Origin of the sequence: Bacillus sp. AM 13(2015) (assembly GCF_001518755.1) — a bacterium.
GTDB lineage: Bacteria > Bacillota > Bacilli > Bacillales > Bacillaceae > Bacillus > Bacillus safensis.
Genome location: NZ_LKCP01000057.1, coordinates 39,384 through 57,770 on the forward strand (window position 1 = coordinate 39,384; position 18,387 = coordinate 57,770).

The following is an 18,387-nucleotide window of genomic DNA, read 5'->3' on the forward strand; positions in this document are numbered from 1 at the left end:
TACTCCTTTTGATTTATGATTTGTGGTCTTTCTCTTCTATTCTTAGGTAATATGAATTATTTTTCAAGGAATAATGTTCAAAAAACCCAAAAAATAAGCACAATTACCTATTTCTTTTTATTCAATAAATAAAAAGAGCCTCTAGTTGGAGGCTCTTTTCTTCATGTCTATTCAACCTTAAACTTGCTAATTAAATCGCGTAATTCTTCTGCCATCGAAGAGAGTGTGGCAGAGGATGAGCTGATTTCTTCCATTGATGCCAGCTGTTCTTCTGCTGAAGCAGCAATGTCTTGAATATTCGCTGAGCTTTCACGTGATACGTCTGCGATCTCACGAACAGCCTCTGACACATGTGCAGAGCCTTTTGAAAGCTGGACAACGGTTTGATTCATTGTTTGAAGCTGGTTAGAAATTTCTTTTGTCATTTCGAAAATATTGTGGAAGCTTACTTTCGTTTGTTCAGTGAAGCTTAGGCCTGATTGAACTTCTCGATTCACCGCAGTGAATACTTCCTGGGATACGTCGATGTCTTGCACGATTTCATTGATCAAATTCTCAATTTCTTTTGCCGAGTTAGCAGATTGAACCGCAAGTTTTCTTACTTCTTCTGCTACAACGGAGAAGCCTCTGCCAGATTCACCAGCTCTTGCTGCCTCAATTGCTGCATTTAGTGCAAGTAAATTCGTTTGATCGGCAATTCCATTGATGACACCGAGAATTTGGGTAATGTCTTTAGATTTATTTTCAAGCGCCCTAATGACGTTCTCTGCTTTTTTCACGGACTGATCAATGACATTCATTTGAGAAGCCGTTTTTTCAACAAGCTGTCCGCCTTCTCCTGCGATATCTGTTGATTTGATCGATGAAGCCGTAATAGATTCAGCCGATTCATTCATATTTTGAAGACCACGGTTCATTTCCTCTAACTCGACTGAGCTCAATTCGACTTTATCATTTTGGCTTTCATTTCCGCTAGAGAATTGTTCAATGGCTAGTGTAATATGCTCAGTTGCTTTACTTGTCTGTCCTGCACTGGCAGTCAGTTCTTCTGATGAAGATGCGACATTTTCGACTGAAGTTTGAACGGCTCCAATGAGGGATCTCAATGAATCAATCATCGTATTAAAGCCTTTACCAACTTGTCCAATTTCGTCATCTGACTGGATCTGAAGTTTATCGCGCAAATCACCATCGCTGACTTTTTTCGAGAAGCGGGCAAGATTGGATAATCTTTTTGAAATAGAGCGGACGATAAAGAAAATGAGGGTTCCTGCTACAACGAGTGTGACACTGAATACGATAATGGCTGTATTGAAAACGGGCTTTGCCGCTTCTTCTACTTCAGATACGAGCATCGTTCCACCAATTTTCCAGCCGGTTAATTCATTGGTGACATATGCAACCTTTTTATCTGTTCCTTTGAGGGTATAACTGCCGCTTCCTTCTTTGTTTTTATAAATAATACTGGCCAGATTCTCATTGACCTGACTTCCTGACTTTTGGGTTGGATCTGCTAAAACCGTTTGATCTTTCTCCATCATGAAAGCATAGCCTTTTTGCCCAATTTTGATTTCTTTTAGTTTTTGGAGCAGGCTGTCAATTTCCATATCAAGACCAATGACTCCTGAACCATCTTTCATCTTTTGGGCAATTGTGATCACCATTTTACCTGTGGATGCTGCTACATATGGTTTTGTGATGACTTGTTTGCCGTTTTCTGCTTTCAATGCCTCTTGATACCAAGGACGTTCTCTTGGATCGTAGCCATCCGGCATCTTTTGAACTGGGTATTGCATAAACAACCCCTTTTCAGAGCCTGCATAGATCGCAGAAACATCTTTTTCATTAATTTTTCCAAATTGCTGTAATTCTTTAATGGTCGCATTTCTATTTTTTTCTTGAAGATTAGACGCTTTGAGTGAATCTGAGAACAGTGTCACAGCATCTGATTTGTTTCCAATATTCTCATTGATTAAGGTATCAAATGCATTGACCTGACTCATCGCACTGCCCATAATCTGTTTGTCTAGCTCTGTCTTTGATGTAAAAAACGCACTAATTGTCAGTGCCACGGTCGGCAGGATAAGAACTACCAAGAAGGCAATGATTAATTTTTTTGAAATGGATGGTTTTTTGAACCATTGGATCATTTTTCCCATTTTAACTTTCCCCCTTTACTTCTCTAAAGTTAATATCGGATGAAAGGTGTATTTTTAGAGACTGGAAATGACGTTTAAAAATAAAAAAAATACCCAGACAATTCTGGATATTTTTTCATCATTATTTAATTAATTTTAAATTGACTTGTGAGCTCTTTTAGCTCCTCTGCCATGTTAGCAAGTGTTACAGAAGAAGACGTGATTTCTTCCATAGATGCTAGCTGCTCTTCTGCTGAAGCCGCAATGTCCTGAATGTTTGCTGCGCTTTCTCTTGAGACTTGGCGCATTTCCTGCATCGCTTGTGAAACAAGCTTTGAACCGCTCGATAGGTCAATGGCTGTATCGTTTAATTGTGACAGTTTTTTCGACATTCCTTCTGCCGCCTCATAAATGTGCTGGAAGCTTTCTTTAGCTTCTTCTGTCATACCGAGCCCTGCGTTTACTTCTCGATTGACTGCTTTGAACATATCTTGAGATTTAGCAATTTCTAACACAATTTCTTGGATAAGCTTCTCAATTTCTTTCGCTGAATCTGCGGATTGGACAGCTAGTTTTCGCACTTCTTCGGCAACGACGGAGAAGCCGCGTCCTGATTCACCTGCTCTTGCTGCTTCGATTGCTGCATTAAGCGCAAGTAAGTTTGTTTGATCCGCAATGCCGTTAATGACATTTAAAATACTCGTAATATCTTTAGACTTGTATTCTAATTCTTTCATGACCTGTTCTGCTTCTTGTACGGATGTATCAATATGTTTCATTTGGCTCGCTGTGCTTTCAACAATTCGCCCGCCTTGACCAGCCGCCTCTGTTGATTGAAGTGAGACAGCAGCTACTTCAGATGAGGTTTGTGACATATCTTGTAATCCTTCGTTCATTGCCACAAGCTGATTCGTACTAGATTCTACTTTCTCGTTTTGTGCTTCATTTCCATTTGAAAATTGTTCAATCGACATCGTGATATGCTCTGTTGCTTGACTCGTTTGACTGGCACTTGCCGTCAGCTCCTCTGAAGCCGAAGCCACATTGTCGACAGATTGCTGTACAGCACGAATGACGTCACGAAGAGATTCACTCATCTTGCTGAAACTTCTTGTGAGATCTCCTATTTCATCCTTCGATTTCGTTTCGAGGGTTTCTGTTAAATCCCCTTCACTCACTTTTTCTGAGAAATCAACAAGCCTTCTCAGTCCAATTGTGATCGAGCGAACGATAAAGAAGATAGCGACACCGCCAAGGATAAATGAAGAAATTAAAAGAATAATGGCAGAATTCCAAACTGGCTGTGCTGCTTCTTCTGTTTCTGAGACAAACATCGTTCCAGCAATTTTCCAACCTGTTAAATCATTTGTTACAAAAACGATACGTTTTTGTTCTCCTTTATTCTCATAAGTTGATGTTCCTTCTTTGCCGCTGTAAAGGATAGATGAAATATTTTCTGTGACCTTAGATCCTGATTTTTCTTCTGGATGGGCTACAATTTGTTTGTTTTTATTTGCAATAATTGGATATCCTTCTCGTCCAATTTTTATATCTTTTATTTTATCTACAATGTCTTGCACATCAATGTCAATTCCGATCGCTCCCGACCCGTCCTTCAGGCGCTGGGCAATCGTGACTACCATGCCGTTTGTTGTAGCAGAAATGTATGGATTGGTGACAACTGGCTCTCCTTTTTCATTCTGCATCGCTTGCTGATACCAATCGCGTGTTGTTGGATCATAGCCTTTTGGCATGTCTACTTTAGGAAACTGAATGAAATCACGATTTTTACTTGCTGCATAAAAACCAACCACATCTTCTTCATTGATTTTGCTGTATATCTCAAGATGCTCATACAGTTCGTCCTGGTTTTTCTTTTTTAAAGTCTGCAGCAGTAGATGTTTCAGTAAAAAGTTTCACCGCATTTTCCTTATTCGAAAGCTTTTGCTCGATCATGTCATTCAGTTCATTGACTCTTGCATTTGCTCCGTACATGATTTCATGATCTAGTTCTTCTTTGGCAATCTGATATGAAATCGTACTGAGTGTAATAATGGGCAAGACGAGAACAAGTGTGAATGAAATAATCAATCTTTTAGAAATCGATGGTTTTTTCAACCATTTTATGACACTTTTCATGTTTTTCCTCCTTTTAAACGTTATTTTATATATCGGACGGCTTGATATTATTTTCATGTTTTTCAAATAAAAAGGATGACTTTTTGTTTATTTTCACAAATTGATTCCTTGCCCAAGCACCCTGCATACGCTAATACTAAAGGGGGCGCTTTTCATATGATTATCCTTTCAGGACAGCCAGTGACTAATGAGCAGCTGGAATCGTTTCAGCTAGAAGGACAAAAGCGGATCATTTTGATGCAGTTACAGGCCTCGAATGGTACGTTCCGCTATAGGCAAGCATCTGATTTGTTATTTGAGGTCACTTTAAGATCGAACATTATGAATGCTGCAAGAGATTTGAATAAAAGCGGTGCCTCATTTGCCATCTTTCAAAGATCGCGTGCAAATGATGCGTTTTGGCGTGTATCGGAAGCAGGAGCACTAGAGCTGCGCTATCAAGTGGAGCCATCTAGAGGCATTAAAGACATTTTTGAAAATGGTTCAAAATATGCATTTGAATGCGCAACCGCGATTGTCATTGTGTTTTATATGGGGGTCTTGCAAACAGTAGGAGAGGAGAAGTTTAACCGAAGACTTCGCAGTTTAACACTGTATGACTGGCACTATGATACTTTGTCAATTTATACAGAGCGCGGAAATGATTTTATCTATGGAGATTGTTTATATTTCGAAAATCCAGAGTTTAGCTATCAGCAGTCGCAATGGCGCGGGGAAAATGTGATTTACTTAGGAGAAGATCAATATTACGGTCATGGGCTTGGAATTTTAACAGCGGCAGAAATTATCGACAAACTGAATAAGCGAAGACGGCCAGGTGCAGTTCAATCCGCTTATTTATTACCGCAGACTACCCGGATGGATGTGATTTATCTCAGGCAAATGTTTGGCAGCTAAAAAAAGCCTCTTGTCTATTGGTTATGACAAGGGGCTTTTGTATGCCTTGCGTTTACGATAATTTTGGAGTGTGCCAAGCATCGTGTTCGCAAGGATCTCCATTTCTTCTAAATCTTTTCTTGTGACCGGTGGATCGTGCCTGCTCCACTTCACGTATCGAACAAAATAGTAGTGACGAATGGGCGTAAGGACGGCAGGAGAATGAGGAAAATCATCAAACCAGAATTCAATCTGACCTTTTTTTCGGTAGGAATGTTTTAAGATGTCCATCCTGTCACACCACCCGTCATGATTTTATATCTTCGTCAGTTCGTACATGATGTCTTCAACGGTTAAAATTGAGCGAATACGTCCAACGCCCTGTCCTGCCCACAGAGCCATTTGTTCAGGGTTACCGCCGGCAGCGGCTGCTTTTCGCATCGGTGTTGTCCATACATGCTGAACCGGATAAGGAAGAACCCTATCTTCATGCAGGCTTTCATCCTCCATCCACTGATTCACAATGCCTCTCGCTCTTTTCCCAGAAAAAAGCCTTGTCACCCTTGTTTCACTGCCTTCTGCCTGTAAAATGGCCTTCTTGTATACTTCTGCCGCAGCACTTTCCTGGCTGGCTAAAAACCTTGTGCCGATTTGAACCGCATCTGCTCCAAGCGCCAGCACTGCTTTCACACCTGCTCGGTCCGTGATGCCTCCCGCGGCAATCAATGGCACGCGGCAGAGCGGTTTGACATCAGAGATCAAACTGATCAGTCCCAGCAGTGCGTCTCCTTTTGCATGTAAAAATGTGCCGCGATGCCCCCCTGCTTCACTTCCTTGCAGAACAATAGCATCCATTCCTTTTTCCTCTAAAAGAAGTGCTTCCTCTTTTGTTGTGGCCGTTCCGATTAAAAAGGTTCCCTTTTGTTTTAAGCGGTGAATCGTTTGTTCTTTAGGACAGGCGAATGTAAAGGAAACAATCGGAACGTTTTCTTCCAGAAGAATGTTGATTTTTTGTTCAAAATCATCCCACAATTCTTCTTCGCTTGGTATCCTATCTGCTGACGGGCGTGCAGGCAGTCTCTTTTCCCAAAATGCCACATCCTCTTTTTTCACTTCTGGAATTGGCTCTGGTACAAACACATTGACCTGAAACAGGCGAGATGTCAGTTGTTTGACCTGTCTAATCTGCTGTCTTAAATGGTCAGGCTGCACATATCCACTTGCCAGGCTGCCAAGCCCTCCGTATTCCGAAACTGCGGCTGCCAGCTGCGGTGTCACAGCTCCTCCTGCCATTGGCGCTTGGATGATTCCATGTTCAATCTGCAGTAACTTTTTGATATCCCCCATTTACTTCCCCCATCTCTTACTCGTTTGACGACACTTGTACATAAAAATGACGATGTCTCGGCCCGTCAAACTCACAGAAATAGATTCCCTGCCACGTGCCAAGTACAAGATCTCCATCATGAATGAGAACATGCTGAGACGCCCCCATATAACTCGCTTTCATATGTGCTGCCGTATTCCCTTCCATATGGCGGTCCTTTGGATGTTCCCACGGGAAGACTTCATCAAGCCGGCGAAGCATATCCCGTTTCACATCTGGATCCGCATTTTCATTAATGGTAATCCCTGCTGTCGTATGTGGACAATAGACGATGACAGTTCCGTTTTGTATGCCTGTTTCCCTGACATATTGGAGAACCTCGTGTGTGACGTCGATCATGTCATCGCGTCTGTCTGTTTGTACATTGATTTTTTTCATATGAGCTGCCCCTTTTTGACGTTTCTATAAATTCATACCCTTTTTATGTGAAACAAATCTTCTTACCTAAAGTTTACCAAGCAAAAAAACCTCGTCAAGCAGTACGAGGTTTTTAAGAAAAATGAACCTTTTTGACTTCAATGGTTCGAATATGGTGGTCTTCAGCATCAATGATCGTAAATTCACAGCCTTCTGCTTCAATCGTATCTCCAATGTCAAAATCAAATTTATGCGTCATCATCCAGCCTGCAATTGTATCAACATCATCATTCTCAATGGCTAAATCCAATAAATCATTTACTTCATCAATCAATGCTTTCCCATCCATCACATAATGGAAATCACCTTTTTTCACGATGTGAGGTGTTTCATCCTGATCATATTCATCTCGAATCTCTCCGACAATTTCCTCTAATATGTCCTCTACTGTGACTAGTCCCGCTGTACCTCCGTATTCGTCTACGAGCACTGACATATGGATTCGTTCCTTTTGCATCAAAATGAGCAATTCTTGAACAGGGGTGCTTTCAATGACTCGGATCACCGGACGCATTAAGTCTTCAATAGATACATCTTGATTTAGGAAACTCGCTTTAAATACATCTTTGCTATTAATAACTCCAATCACATGATCTTTGTCCTCTTTAATAACAGGGTAGCGTGTGTACCTTTCGTTCAGCATATAATGGGTCACATCTTCTAAGGTCTGTTCAATCTCTATAGCTGAAATTTCTGTACGCGGGATCATGATCTCTCTCGCCACTCGGTTATCAAATTCAAAGATTTTATTCACATATTTGTACTCAGATTGGTTAATCTCACCCTTCTCATAGCTTTCAGATAAAATGAGTCGCAATTCTTCCTCACTGATCGCCACTTCATGTTCTTTGACAGAATGATAACCAAATAATTTCACGATGCTTCGTGCGGCCCCATTTAATGCTTTAATAAACGGGTACATGACTTTATAGAAAAAGATGAGTGGTTTTGCTGTCACAAGGCTGACGGCCTCTGCCTTTTGAATGGCAATTGTTTTAGGCGCGAGTTCTCCAACAACAACATGTAAAAACGTAATGATCACAAATGCGATGATAAACGAAAGGATGTCAGTTAATGCGGAATGAAGCCCGATTCTTTCAAAAAGCGGATGCAGAAAATGCTCCACCGTCGGCTCACCCAGCCACCCTAAGCCTAAAGCTGTGATGGTAATTCCAAGTTGACAGGCGGACAAATATTCGTCCAGATTTGATATCAGCTTTTGAACATGGATGGCCCTCTTATCACCGCTTTCAATCAGCTGGTTGATTTTAGAGCCTCTAATTTTCACAATCGCAAATTCAGTGACAACAAAAAATGCTGTCGCAGCAATGAGTAATATGACTAAAAATACGTTTAAAATGTACAAAAAAACCCTTACCTAACACTGGTAAGGGCTCACCTCCTCTGGCATCAATTAATCATTACGGCCATTTAGGAAGATCATTACAAAACGGAGCAATTCAAACAGGGAGACAAGGGCCGCTGCTACATACGTAAGAGCTGCAGCATTTAACACCTTGTTCACGCCTCTTTCTTCACTGCTTCTAATGATTCCTTCTGAAACAATGATATCTTTTGCACGAGAACTTGCATTAAACTCGACAGGCAATGTCACAAGCTGAAAGAATACAGCTGCTGAGAACAAAATGATCCCAAGCCCGATTAAGTTAAGGCTGCTGAGCAAAATTCCACCAAGGAAAAGAAGCGGAGCAACACCAGATGCAAAGTTCACGACAGGAAAGATCTTATGTCTCAAAACAAGCGCACCATAGGATTCCTGATGCTGCAAGGCATGTCCAACCTCGTGTGATGCGACTGAAATGGCCGAAATGGAGTGGCCGTAGTACACAGGTTCAGATAAACGAACCACACGCTGAGTCGGGTCGTAATGATCAGTCAAAGTTCCTCTTACCGGTTCAACGGGCACATCGTATAACCCGTTGCGATCTAAAATATATCGAGCGGTTTCAGCACCTGTTTTCATACTGGATGCTTCCACCTTTGAATACTTTTCAAAATTATTCTTCACTTTAAATTGTGCCCAAAATGATAATCCCAATGCGGCAAATGTTAAAAAATAAAAAAACAGCATGCTCATCAGCTTCCTTTTTATTTTATATATTTATTTACAATTTTAATGACTTTTATGTACCATGTACAGCAAAAAGCACTAGGTCTTTTTCAGGGGAATGACCGCACCAATGAAAAAGAAGAACACACCTAAGCAAGCTGTATAAAAGGTCACTGTACCATAAAGGTCTTGAAAAAAGTGAAGCCATGAAAAATCACTCATAAAATGATTCACAGCATTTAAATCAAACACGAGTAAGATGACAGCTGATGATAAAAAGTGCACACCAATAAAAAGAAGTACGGTCTTTTGAACGAACGACATTCGAATTCCCTCCTTCTTCTCCCTTATTTTAAGATATGGGTTCTATTTCAATACATGACGAAGATGAAAAAATCTTTCCTCAATCGGGCATACTGACATTAGCATTCTCCTGAAAGGAAGAGTCCGATGAAATCAAATCGTATCTTTATCGCTTGGCTAAGGTGGCCGCTTTATCTTCGAATTGCTATTATCATTTGTTTCTTGCTTCTTTTTTTGGACAATTAATCGTTTTACTAGAACCGAAGCAGTATCATACGATCTTTGATGGGATCTGGTGGGCGCTCATTACAGTCTCTACGGTTGGCTACGGTGATTTTGTGCCGCAAACCATGCCAGGGCAGGTGGCGGGTATGGCACTCATTTTTATCGGAGCCAGCTTTGTCACCGCTTATTTCGCCACACTTGCCGCCGCTGTGTTCAGCAAGCAGCACCATTATGTTGAGGGCAAGGTAGCCTTTAAAGGGAAAGGACACCTGATTATCGTCGGCTGGAATGAGAAGACGAACAAACTACTTCAGTCGTTTCAAACGATTGATCCAGCCATGCCGATTGTGCTGATTGATGACTCCTTGAAAGAGGGGCCTCTTTTGGAAAATGTTCATTTTATTAAAGGACATGGGACCGAAGACGGCACACTCCGTAAAGCCAATATTACCGGTGCAGATGCACTGATGATTACCGCAGATCAGCATGAAAATGAAGTGACAGCCGATATGCAGAGTGTCTTAACCTTACTTGCAGCAAAAGGCTTAAACCCTTCGCTATATTGTTTAATCGAAATCTTAACAGATCGTTACGTGAAAAATGCCGAACGTGCTGGTGCCAACCAAGTCATTCATACCTCTGATGCTGTCAATCATTTAATGGTTGAACATTTTCTGATAAAGGAACAGCTTACGGCGTTAACAAAAAAACGACAAATGACCTTGCATAAAAACGTCACGATCATACCTGTACCAGCTTCATTAGCCGGAGAAACATTCTTAACAGCGCTCCATCACTTTTTAGAGCATCATGTAATCATCGTTGGCGTACAAAAAAAAGAAGGACCCATGATGAATCCTCCCTTTGGCTATGAGCTTCATCCAGAGGATGAACTGATCAGCCTTTAAAGCAGTGCGTCTTCTAATTCCTTGACGAGCGAAAAGCCAATCTCAGCATAAGCCTTTGATACATCTCCATCTTTCTCTTTTGGTTCTTGGAATTGGTTAAAGGATGCGCCCACATTTCCAACCATCGCATGATCATCTAACTTGTCTTGATATACATGCTTTAAGAGAAATGGATGTCCCATTTTCACCACAACACCTGGCTGATCCAGCTGGCCTTTCTCGGCTGTAAAAGGAACTCTGAGAAAGGTATAGCCATCACGGTTATCAATTTTATAATCAAAATACCCGTGATCATAATCCCAGTTCCCATTAATGACATAACCGAGCGGCTTCATCGTTTCTTCTAAATGGTAAAGTGAAAAGCTTTCACCAGGCAGCCTGGATGGTACATGAATCATACGAAACCCTCCTTTTTTATTAGGGTTCGTTAAAGAGAGGAATTCATACATTTCCTCTCGCGATTTGTACATTGTTTGTAAACGCGGCATCAAATAAGCTTTGATTGGTTGATTGATTCGTCTCGTTATCGCTGCCGGAACCTGCTGTTTCCTTCGTAGCACTCTTAGAACAAATGCGTCCGACATTGCCAAAGTTCACGATTGCCTGGCCAGAAATATCATGAATATAGACATGATTCGTCCTCATTTTTCACCCTCCTCCATTTATTATTCTATGTACAGTACACAGGAAAGCTTGCACAGGAACCTGAAGAAAACAAAAAAGGCACACCTTTATGTAAAGGTGTGCTCAGCGTGTAGACAAACCCTTGCATTCTGTGTCAGTCCTGCGCTCCGGTGCTCACGAATGTCAAATTCGCTCCGCTCCGGTGCTCGTCCTTCCTAGACTTCAAAGGTTTTCTATCACGCTGAAAAGAAGACAAAGGGCTAAAATCAAGATCATTTTAGCCCTTTGTCAACAATCTGGGCACACCTTTATGTAAAGGTGTGCTTTTTCGCCTTATGATTGTTTTAAACGGCTTTCAAGCTCTGCTTTTTTCTCTTCGAAGCCCGGTTTTCCTAGTAAAGCAAACATATTCACTTTATAAGCTTCTACTCCAGGCTGATCGAATGGGTTGACGCCTAGTAAATATCCAGACATCGCACATGCTTTCTCAAAGAAGTACACAAGGTATCCGAATGTATAAGCATCCATCTCAGGAATTGTCACGATAAGGTTCGGTACTTTTCCATCTGTATGGGCAAGCATTGTTCCTTCAAATGCTTTTTTATTGACGAAATCAACCGTTTTTCCTGCCAGATAGTTCAAGCCATCAAGGTCTTGTTCTTCTGCTTCAATCACAAGCTCATGTCGAGGCTTGTCTACATTGACGATTGTTTCGAACAAGTCTCTTCTTCCTTCTTGAACATATTGGCCAAGTGAATGAAGATCTGTTGAGAAGTTAGCAGATGAAGGATAGATTCCTTTTTCATCTTTGCCTTCACTTTCACCGAATAATTGCTTCCACCATTCTGCGAAATATTGCAGACCTGGCTCATAGTTAATCAGCATTTCAATCGTTCTGCCTTTATTGTAAAGGACATTGCGGACGACAGCATATTGGTAAGCCGCATTTTCAGAAAGCTCAGATGAAGCGAAGTCTTCGCTTGCTTTTGCCGCACCTTCCATCATCTGATCAATGTCTGCACCGCTCACAGCGATTGGTAAAAGACCGACTGCTGTTAATACAGAATAGCGTCCACCTACATCATCAGGGATGATAAATGATTCATAGCCCTCTTCAGTTGCTAATGTTTTCAGTGCACCGCGTGCCTTGTCAGTTGTCGCATAAATACGTTTTTTCGCTTCTTCAGCACCGTATTTTTCAATGAGGAGCTTTTTAAAGATGCGGAACGCAATGGCTGGCTCTGTTGTTGTACCAGATTTTGAAATCACATTAATGGAGAAATCTGCATCTTCCAATAGATCCATCACATCTGTTAAATAAGAAGAACTGATGTTGTTTCCAATAAAAATGATTTGTGGTGTCTTGCGCTTGCCTTTTGGCAAAGTGTTATAGAAAGAATGGTTCAAAAACTCAATCGCCGCACGTGCACCTAGATATGACCCGCCGATTCCGACAACAAGCAGGACGTCAGAGTCAGACTTAATTTTATCTGCACTTTTTTTAATGCGGGCAAATTCTTCGCGGTCATATTGCTTCGGCAAGTCCACCCAGCCTAAATAGTCACTGCCTGCACCCGTTTGTTCATGAATATTATGATGGGCCACCTTCACAAAATCTTTTAAATATGTAAGCTCATGTTCTTGAAAGAAAGGTAACGCTTTCGAGTAGTCAAATTGAATATGTGTCATCGCTTGTAAGCCCTCCATTACGTTAGTTCTGTCCCTTTCACTTTAGCGGAACTAGCTTTTGAAATCAAGTGATCGTCACTGGCATAGCAAAAAGCCGCTTCTCATTCGGAGAAGCGGCAATCTGAATTATAAAGAAGCTTTCAAAATCGATAGAATGTCATCACGGTTAAGTTTCATAAAGTTTCCAAAACCACCATATTCCATTTCTTTTGCTGCAATGTCAGCAATTTTGTCCAGCTGATCCTCACCAATGTCATAATCAGCTAAACGGCTTGGTGCACCAAGGCTTGTCCAGAACGCTGACAGTTTGTCGATTCCTTCCAATGCGATGTCACGATCTGACTTTCCTTCTGTTTCGATATCAAACATGTTCAGCATAAGGTTTTTAAAGCGTTCGACATTATGATCGAGTGTGTGGCGCATCCAGTTTGGGAAGAGGATGGCAAGTCCGCCTGCATGCGGAATGTCATAGACAGCCGATACAGCATGCTCAATCGTATGGGATGCCCAGTCGCCAAAGTAACCCATTTGCAGCGTGCCATTTAAAGCAATCGTTCCTGCATAAAGGATGGTTTCACGGTGTTCATAGTTTTGTAAGTCTTCAAGAAGCTTTGGTGCTGTCTCGATGACTGTTTGAAGAACAGCAAAGCACATCCGATCTTGTAGAGGCGTGTTTTTGACATTATGGAAGTATTGTTCAAATACATGGCTCATCATATCAACCATGCCATACACCGTCTGATTCTCTGGCACAGAATACGTATGCTCAGGGTCTAGAATCGAAAAAGCAGGGTGAGTGACAGAGCTGCCCCACACATATTTTTCATTCGTTTCCCAGTTTGTGATGACAGAGTCCGGGTTCATTTCTGAACCAGTAGCTGCAAGTGTCAGTACTGTGCCAAACGGCAGTGCTTTTTGAGCGGTTGTTTTCTTTGAAATAATATCCCACACATCACCGTCATACTCTGCTCCGGCTGCAATCGCTTTTGTACAGTCGATCACACTTCCGCCGCCGACGGCTAATAAGAAATCAATGTTCTCCTTTTGGCAGATATCGATTCCCTTTTTCACTGTTGTGAGGCGCGGGTTTGGTTCAACACCAGACAGCTCAAACACTTCAGCATCTGCTTCATTTAACGCACGGATGACATTGTCATAAAGACCATTTTTCTTAATGCTGCCGCCGCCATATACAAGTAACACTCGTTTTCCATAACGAGCGAGTTCGCTTTTGAGTCCTTCTAGCTGTCCTTTTCCAAACATCAATTTTGTTGGATTGTAGTAAATAAAATTCTCCATCTGTTGAAACATCTCCTTACAACGAATATATCCAAAAACATGAAAGACTACTGTAACATATGTACACGATGAACTCAAAAAAAGATAACTGCCCGCAAGCAGCTATCTTTTGTTGTTCAATTATAAAGAAGCGTTCAGAATGGCTAAAACATCTTCTTTGTTTAGCTTTTTAAATTGACCAAATTCACCACGTGCCATTGCACGGTCTGCAATTAAATCAATTTTCTCATCGTTGATATCATAATCCGCTAAACGGCTTGGTGCACCAAGACTTGTCCAGAAAGCTGATAGCTTGTCGATTCCTTCTAAGCCGACTTCTTCATCTGTTTTGCCCGCAGGATCTACATCAAATACACGCACCGCTAATTGTTTAAAACGGCCTGGGTTTTCTTGAATCACATGTTTCATCCAGTTCGGGAACAAGATCGCAAGTCCGCCTGCATGAGGAATATCATAGACAGCAGATACTGCGTGCTCAATGTTATGAGATGCCCAGTCACCGCGTGCCCCCATTGAAAGCATTCCATTGAGCGCAATTGTACCAGTGAATAAAATCGTTTCACGCAACTCATAGTTCTCTAGATCGTTGATCAACTTCGGTGCCGTTTCAATGACAGTGCGAAGAAGTCCTTCACACATGCGATCTTGATAAGGCGTATTTTCCGTGTGATGGAAATATTGTTCGAACACATGTGACATCATGTCAACCATGCCATAAATCGTATGGTTTTTAGGCACAGTGAATGTGTTGACTGGATCCAGAATAGAGAATTTCGGGAAAACTGCTGGACTTCCCCAGCCATACTTCTCATTTGTTTCCCAGTTTGTGATAACTGATCCAGAGTTCATTTCAGAGCCTGTTGCGGCAAGTGTCAACACAGTACCGAACGGAATAGCTTCCATTGGGACGTGCTTACGTGTCACGATATCCCAAGCATCTCCATCGTACTTCGCACCAGCAGCGATTGCTTTTGTCGCATCAATGACACTGCCGCCGCCAACTGCCAAAATAAAATCAATATCGTTCTCTTTGCAAAGCTCGACCCCTTTTCTTACTGTCGTTAAGCGCGGGTTTGGCTCTACGCCAGCAAGTTCAGTGATGGCAGCTCCTGATTCTTTTAGGATGCTGACAACTTGGTCATAAAGGCCGTTTCGTTTAATACTGCCTCCACCATATACAAGTAATACGTTTTTTCCGTAGTGTTTGAGTTCATCTGAAAGGGCTGATACTTCTCCCTTTCCAAAAATTAATTTCGTTGGGTTCCAATAAGTAAATCGATCCATGTGATCTCCTCCTCGCGCTACATTATGCGCCTCATTCATTCCAAAAGTAAAGTAATTTGCTTTCATCCATTTTCTTACGCATAGTTTGGCTAAAAATCTGCAAAATATAAATGTATTGATGCTGTAGCGAAAGGAGGAATCACGATGAGTGCTATTCAGCGTATTGCCCTCGTGCTCACGATTATCGGTGCTATTAACTGGGGACTAATCGGCTTTTTTCAATTTGACTTAGTAGCAGCGATCTTTGGCGGACAAGGTTCTGCATTATCACGTATTATTTATGGTCTTGTTGGAATTGCAGGTCTTGTCAACCTTGGTCTGTTGTTCAAGCCAAGCGAAGAAGCTGTTCGCCGTGACGAACCGAATCCAGAGGTTCGTTAAATAAAAGGACATAAAAAAGGCTGCCTACATGAGGCAGCCTCAGCGTGTAGACAAACCCTCGCATTCGTTGTCAGGTCTGCGCGCTGGTGCTCACGAATTCTAAATTCGCTCCGCTCCAGCAGTACTCGCCCTTCCTAGACTTCAAAGGTTTTCTATCACGCTGAAAAAAAGAAAAAGGGCTAAAATAAAGATCATTTTAGCCCTTTGTCAACAATCTAAGGCACCGTTTGAAGCGGTGCTTTTTTATTATTTCTTGATAAGGTCTTTACGGTTTGATTGCTCAATCCACTCTTCAAGTTTATCTTTAAGCGTATTGAAACCTTGTGGTGCAGCAGCTTCTTCTTTCACTTGCTGTGGTCTTTGTTTCTTTGGTTTGCTTTCTTTTCTTTCAGGTGCTTCTTGTGTCGCACGGATAGAAAGGCTGATTTTACCTGCATTTTCATCAACAGAAAGAACTTTTACTTGTACTTCGTCACCAATTGAAAGGTGCTCGTTGATGTCTTTTACAAAGCCATGTGTTACTTCAGAAATATGCACAAGTCCTTGAGTTTCTTCATCTAATGCAACAAACGCACCATACGCTTGTAATCCTGTTACTTTACCAGTGTAAACACTGCCTACTTCAAACTTTGTCGCCATGATAACAACTCCTAAATAAATGTTTTATTATTCGTTTATACGCAATTAAAAACTATATCACAGAACGGGCAGTTACGCAAAATATTTTTTAAATGGGTTTAGATTAGATCAAAAGGGGGAATACCTGAAAACAAGAATGCTTTCTAGTATTCCCCCCTAATTTGTGAGGCATGAGTCCATTTGGATTGATGCCTTTTTTTATTTTAAAATGGCTGATGCTTCTTCCTTCACTTGTCGAGCCTGCAAAAAGCGCTGAATTCTTGAAAGTGATTCCTGAAGATGATCAAGTGATGAAGCATATGAACAGCGAATATGACCCTCACCGCTCGGTCCGAATACATTCCCAGGAACAACAGCGACTTTTTCACTTAGGAGCAGCTCCTCAGCAAATTGTTCTGATGTCATGCCTGTGCTTTTAATCGATGGGAACGCGTAAAACGCTCCGTTTGGCTGATGGCATGTGAGTCCTAGTTCATTCAGGGAGCCGACAAACAAATTACGGCGTCTTCTATAGCTTTTCTTCATTTTCTCTACATCTTCAAGCCCATTTTTTAATGCTTCTTCTGCCGCATATTGTGCCATCGCCGGCGCGCACATCATAGAATATTGATGTATTTTCAGCATGGCATCGCGCAGTACAGGTGGTGCTGCCACATATCCTAAGCGCCAGCCCGTCATGGCAAACCCTTTAGAAAAGCCTGAAATCAAGATCGTTCTTTCTTTCATATCCTGTATAGCCGCCACGCTTGTAAAAGCTTCATCGTATGTCAGCTCTGCATAAATCTCATCCGTAATAATGAGCAGGTCATGCTCTTTCGCAAATTGAGCAATATCTTCAAGCTCTTCCTTTGAATAAACAGATCCCGTTGGATTTGATGGCGAGCAAAGCAAAATGGCTTTTGTCTTCGGCGTCAGCTTTGTGCGAAGATCAGCAGAATCCGCTTTGAAATCTTTTTCAGCGGATGTACTTAAATAGACAGGCACTCCGCCTGCAAGTGTCGTAAGCGCCCCGTATGCTACGAAACAAGGCTCTGGAATGATCACTTCATCTCCGCTGTTTAAAATCGCACGAAAGGCCAAATCAAGTGCCTGGCTTCCGCCAACTGTGATAATGAGTTCTTCTTCTGGACTGTAGTCAATGTGAAACCGCTTATATAAATAGTGGCTCAGTTCTTTTCGCAAAGAGATTAAACCTGCATTCGCCGTATAGGAGGTCAGTCCTTGTTCTAATGACATAATACTTGCTTCTCTGACATTCCAAGCTGTCACGAAATCTGGCTCTCCGACTCCAAGGGAGATAACTCCCTCCATTGTGGCAGCCAAATCAAAGAATTTCCGAATACCTGACGGCTGAATGCTTTGTACCGTTTCAGATAAATAAGACTTTTTCATTTAAGGAGACACCACGATTCTTTTGTCATCGTCTCCTGTTTCAAACACTTTCCCATCATGTTTATATCTTTTCAAAATAAAGTGGGTAGTTGTTGAAACAACGGAATCAAGTGTCGATAATTTTTCAGATACGAAGCGGGCAATATCAGACATTGATCTTCCGCGGATCACAACGGAAAGATCATAAACACCTGACATGAGATAGACAGACTCCACTTCCTGAAACCGATAAATCCGTTCAGCAATTTCATCAAATCCGACGCCTCTTTTTGGTGTCACTTTTACATCAATCATTGCTGTAACGCCTTCATGGCCATCCACTTTTCGCCAGTCAATCATAGTTGAATAATCAATAATAACTTTTTGATCTTCAAGTTTTTGAATGATGGCTTCGGCTTCTTCTGTTGTCACGCCTGCCATTTTTGCAATTGTATTTAAATCGGCGCGGCTGTTTTCATCTAAAATCTCTAATATTTCAGTTTCTTTTTCTGTTAGTTTCATTTGATTTCACACCTCAGATTATAAAAGCTAGTTTTAAAAAATCTTCTGAACATTATAGCACGTTTTTCCCATTATGCTAAGCAGGGAAAAGATTCTAATGATAGCTTAAAATCC

The 18,387-nt window shown here is 41.5% G+C and carries 19 protein-coding genes and 3 pseudogenes; 3 read left to right on the plus strand and 19 right to left on the minus strand.

Annotated features, from left to right (window positions below):
• Positions 1 to 167: 167 nt before the first annotated feature.
• The 5 genes and pseudogenes from AOQ70_RS20195 to AOQ70_RS20215 form a co-directional block, all read right to left on the minus strand.
• Positions 168 to 1,118, minus strand: a complete 951-nt coding sequence (locus AOQ70_RS20195; RefSeq protein ID WP_442854379.1) for a methyl-accepting chemotaxis protein — start codon at positions 1,116 to 1,118, stop codon at positions 168 to 170.
• Positions 1,113 to 2,159: pseudogene (locus tag AOQ70_RS20200) on the minus strand (HAMP domain-containing protein); the annotation flags it as partial. The pseudogene AOQ70_RS20200 and the gene AOQ70_RS20195, both read right to left, overlap by 6 nt.
• Positions 2,160 to 2,284: 125 nt before the next feature.
• Complete coding sequence (locus AOQ70_RS20205) at positions 2,285 to 3,235, minus strand: methyl-accepting chemotaxis protein (protein WP_369880190.1); 951 nt, start codon at positions 3,233 to 3,235, stop codon at positions 2,285 to 2,287.
• 39 nt (positions 3,236 to 3,274) lie between these two features.
• Positions 3,275 to 4,045: pseudogene (locus tag AOQ70_RS20210) on the minus strand (cache domain-containing protein); the annotation flags it as partial.
• Positions 3,990 to 4,277 (minus strand): hypothetical protein, encoded by a 288-nt coding sequence (locus tag AOQ70_RS20215; protein ID WP_442854377.1) that lies wholly within the window; start codon positions 4,275 to 4,277, stop codon positions 3,990 to 3,992. The pseudogene AOQ70_RS20210 and the gene AOQ70_RS20215, both read right to left, overlap by 56 nt.
• A 156-nt stretch (positions 4,278 to 4,433) precedes the next feature.
• On the opposite strand from AOQ70_RS20215, the gene AOQ70_RS09100 reads away from it, so the two are divergent.
• Positions 4,434 to 5,174 (plus strand): protein-glutamine gamma-glutamyltransferase, encoded by a 741-nt coding sequence (locus AOQ70_RS09100; RefSeq protein ID WP_059375860.1) that lies wholly within the window; start codon positions 4,434 to 4,436, stop codon positions 5,172 to 5,174.
• A 21-nt stretch (positions 5,175 to 5,195) separates the two neighbouring features.
• Here AOQ70_RS09100 and AOQ70_RS09105 read toward each other — a convergent pair whose 3' ends face one another.
• The 6 genes from AOQ70_RS09105 to AOQ70_RS09130 form a co-directional block, all read right to left on the minus strand.
• The gene (locus tag AOQ70_RS09105) at positions 5,196 to 5,444 is read right to left on the minus strand and encodes a hypothetical protein (protein ID WP_058838062.1); all 249 of its coding nucleotides are present in this window, start codon (positions 5,442 to 5,444) and stop codon (positions 5,196 to 5,198) included.
• 24 nt (positions 5,445 to 5,468) lie between these two features.
• Positions 5,469 to 6,500 (minus strand): nitronate monooxygenase, encoded by a 1,032-nt coding sequence (locus AOQ70_RS09110; RefSeq protein ID WP_059375863.1) that lies wholly within the window; start codon positions 6,498 to 6,500, stop codon positions 5,469 to 5,471.
• Positions 6,501 to 6,516: 16 nt separating this feature from the next.
• Positions 6,517 to 6,918, minus strand: coding sequence for a secondary thiamine-phosphate synthase enzyme YjbQ (locus tag AOQ70_RS09115; protein ID WP_039181060.1), 402 nt, complete (start codon positions 6,916 to 6,918; stop codon positions 6,517 to 6,519).
• 112 nt (positions 6,919 to 7,030) lie between these two features.
• Complete coding sequence (locus tag AOQ70_RS09120; protein WP_059375864.1) at positions 7,031 to 8,323, minus strand: hemolysin family protein; 1,293 nt, start codon at positions 8,321 to 8,323, stop codon at positions 7,031 to 7,033.
• Positions 8,324 to 8,371: 48 nt separating this feature from the next.
• Positions 8,372 to 9,046, minus strand: coding sequence for a zinc metallopeptidase (locus AOQ70_RS09125; protein ID WP_024423288.1), 675 nt, complete (start codon positions 9,044 to 9,046; stop codon positions 8,372 to 8,374).
• 81 nt (positions 9,047 to 9,127) lie between these two features.
• Complete coding sequence (locus AOQ70_RS09130; RefSeq protein WP_059375867.1) at positions 9,128 to 9,352, minus strand: hypothetical protein; 225 nt, start codon at positions 9,350 to 9,352, stop codon at positions 9,128 to 9,130.
• Positions 9,353 to 9,478: 126 nt separating this feature from the next.
• Between AOQ70_RS09130 and AOQ70_RS09135 the strand changes: the two are divergent.
• Positions 9,479 to 10,464 (plus strand): annotated as a pseudogene (locus AOQ70_RS09135) (potassium channel family protein).
• On the opposite strand, the gene AOQ70_RS09140 reads toward AOQ70_RS09135, so the two are convergent.
• The 5 genes from AOQ70_RS09140 to AOQ70_RS09160 form a co-directional block, all read right to left on the minus strand.
• Positions 10,461 to 10,862 carry a YugN-like family protein gene (locus AOQ70_RS09140; RefSeq protein WP_024423291.1) on the minus strand — a complete coding sequence of 134 codons (402 nt, stop codon included), beginning with the start codon at positions 10,860 to 10,862 and terminating at the stop codon, positions 10,461 to 10,463. The pseudogene AOQ70_RS09135 and the gene AOQ70_RS09140 overlap by 4 nt on opposite strands.
• Before the next feature lie 43 nt (positions 10,863 to 10,905).
• Entirely contained in the window at positions 10,906 to 11,109 is a 204-nt protein-coding gene (locus AOQ70_RS09145; protein ID WP_231730856.1) for a spore germination protein, read from the minus strand.
• A 312-nt stretch (positions 11,110 to 11,421) separates the two neighbouring features.
• Entirely contained in the window at positions 11,422 to 12,777 is a 1,356-nt protein-coding gene (locus AOQ70_RS09150) for a glucose-6-phosphate isomerase (RefSeq protein WP_024423293.1), read from the minus strand.
• A gap of 126 nt (positions 12,778 to 12,903) precedes the next feature.
• Entirely contained in the window at positions 12,904 to 14,076 is a 1,173-nt protein-coding gene (locus tag AOQ70_RS09155; protein ID WP_047203925.1) for an iron-containing alcohol dehydrogenase, read from the minus strand.
• Positions 14,077 to 14,196: 120 nt separating this feature from the next.
• Positions 14,197 to 15,360 (minus strand): iron-containing alcohol dehydrogenase, encoded by a 1,164-nt coding sequence (locus AOQ70_RS09160; protein ID WP_034282535.1) that lies wholly within the window; start codon positions 15,358 to 15,360, stop codon positions 14,197 to 14,199.
• Between the two features lie 144 nt (positions 15,361 to 15,504).
• On the opposite strand from AOQ70_RS09160, the gene AOQ70_RS09165 reads away from it, so the two are divergent.
• Positions 15,505 to 15,741 carry a DUF378 domain-containing protein gene (locus tag AOQ70_RS09165; RefSeq protein WP_003212952.1) on the plus strand — a complete coding sequence of 79 codons (237 nt, stop codon included), beginning with the start codon at positions 15,505 to 15,507 and terminating at the stop codon, positions 15,739 to 15,741.
• 246 nt (positions 15,742 to 15,987) lie between these two features.
• Here the strand turns inward: AOQ70_RS09165 and yugI are convergent, their stop codons facing one another.
• From yugI to AOQ70_RS09180, 3 genes are all read right to left on the minus strand, one after another.
• Entirely contained in the window at positions 15,988 to 16,380 is a 393-nt protein-coding gene (yugI, locus tag AOQ70_RS09170; protein ID WP_008345795.1) for a S1 domain-containing post-transcriptional regulator GSP13, read from the minus strand.
• A 198-nt stretch (positions 16,381 to 16,578) separates the two neighbouring features.
• Positions 16,579 to 17,772, minus strand: a complete 1,194-nt coding sequence (locus AOQ70_RS09175; RefSeq protein ID WP_039181074.1) for an aminotransferase — start codon at positions 17,770 to 17,772, stop codon at positions 16,579 to 16,581.
• Positions 17,773 to 18,273, minus strand: coding sequence for an Lrp/AsnC family transcriptional regulator (locus AOQ70_RS09180; RefSeq protein ID WP_003213765.1), 501 nt, complete (start codon positions 18,271 to 18,273; stop codon positions 17,773 to 17,775). It lies immediately after the preceding gene.
• Positions 18,274 to 18,387: the final 114 nt, after the last annotated feature.

Coding starts and splice junctions, on each gene's coding strand:
- AOQ70_RS09155 (WP_047203925.1), bottom strand. CDS start 14,076: ATGGAGAATTTTATTTACTACAATCCAACAAAATTGATGTTTGGAAAA.
- AOQ70_RS09115 (WP_039181060.1), bottom strand. CDS start 6,918: ATGAAAAAAATCAATGTACAAACAGACAGACGCGATGACATGATCGAC.
- AOQ70_RS09100 (WP_059375860.1), top strand. CDS start 4,434: ATGATTATCCTTTCAGGACAGCCAGTGACTAATGAGCAGCTGGAATCG.
- AOQ70_RS09140 (WP_024423291.1), bottom strand. CDS start 10,862: ATGATTCATGTACCATCCAGGCTGCCTGGTGAAAGCTTTTCACTTTAC.
- AOQ70_RS09130 (WP_059375867.1), bottom strand. CDS start 9,352: ATGTCGTTCGTTCAAAAGACCGTACTTCTTTTTATTGGTGTGCACTTT.
- AOQ70_RS09165 (WP_003212952.1), top strand. CDS start 15,505: ATGAGTGCTATTCAGCGTATTGCCCTCGTGCTCACGATTATCGGTGCT.
- AOQ70_RS09150 (WP_024423293.1), bottom strand. CDS start 12,777: ATGACACATATTCAATTTGACTACTCGAAAGCGTTACCTTTCTTTCAA.
- yugI (WP_008345795.1), bottom strand. CDS start 16,380: ATGGCGACAAAGTTTGAAGTAGGCAGTGTTTACACTGGTAAAGTAACA.
- AOQ70_RS20205 (WP_369880190.1), bottom strand. CDS start 3,235: ATGAGTGAATCTCTTCGTGACGTCATTCGTGCTGTACAGCAATCTGTC.
- AOQ70_RS09110 (WP_059375863.1), bottom strand. CDS start 6,500: ATGGGGGATATCAAAAAGTTACTGCAGATTGAACATGGAATCATCCAA.
- AOQ70_RS09105 (WP_058838062.1), bottom strand. CDS start 5,444: ATGGACATCTTAAAACATTCCTACCGAAAAAAAGGTCAGATTGAATTC.
- AOQ70_RS20215 (WP_442854377.1), bottom strand. CDS start 4,277: ATGAAAAGTGTCATAAAATGGTTGAAAAAACCATCGATTTCTAAAAGA.
- AOQ70_RS09160 (WP_034282535.1), bottom strand. CDS start 15,360: ATGGATCGATTTACTTATTGGAACCCAACGAAATTAATTTTTGGAAAG.
- AOQ70_RS09180 (WP_003213765.1), bottom strand. CDS start 18,273: ATGAAACTAACAGAAAAAGAAACTGAAATATTAGAGATTTTAGATGAA.
- AOQ70_RS09145 (WP_231730856.1), bottom strand. CDS start 11,109: ATGAGGACGAATCATGTCTATATTCATGATATTTCTGGCCAGGCAATC.
- AOQ70_RS09175 (WP_039181074.1), bottom strand. CDS start 17,772: ATGAAAAAGTCTTATTTATCTGAAACGGTACAAAGCATTCAGCCGTCA.
- AOQ70_RS20195 (WP_442854379.1), bottom strand. CDS start 1,118: ATGATTGATTCATTGAGATCCCTCATTGGAGCCGTTCAAACTTCAGTC.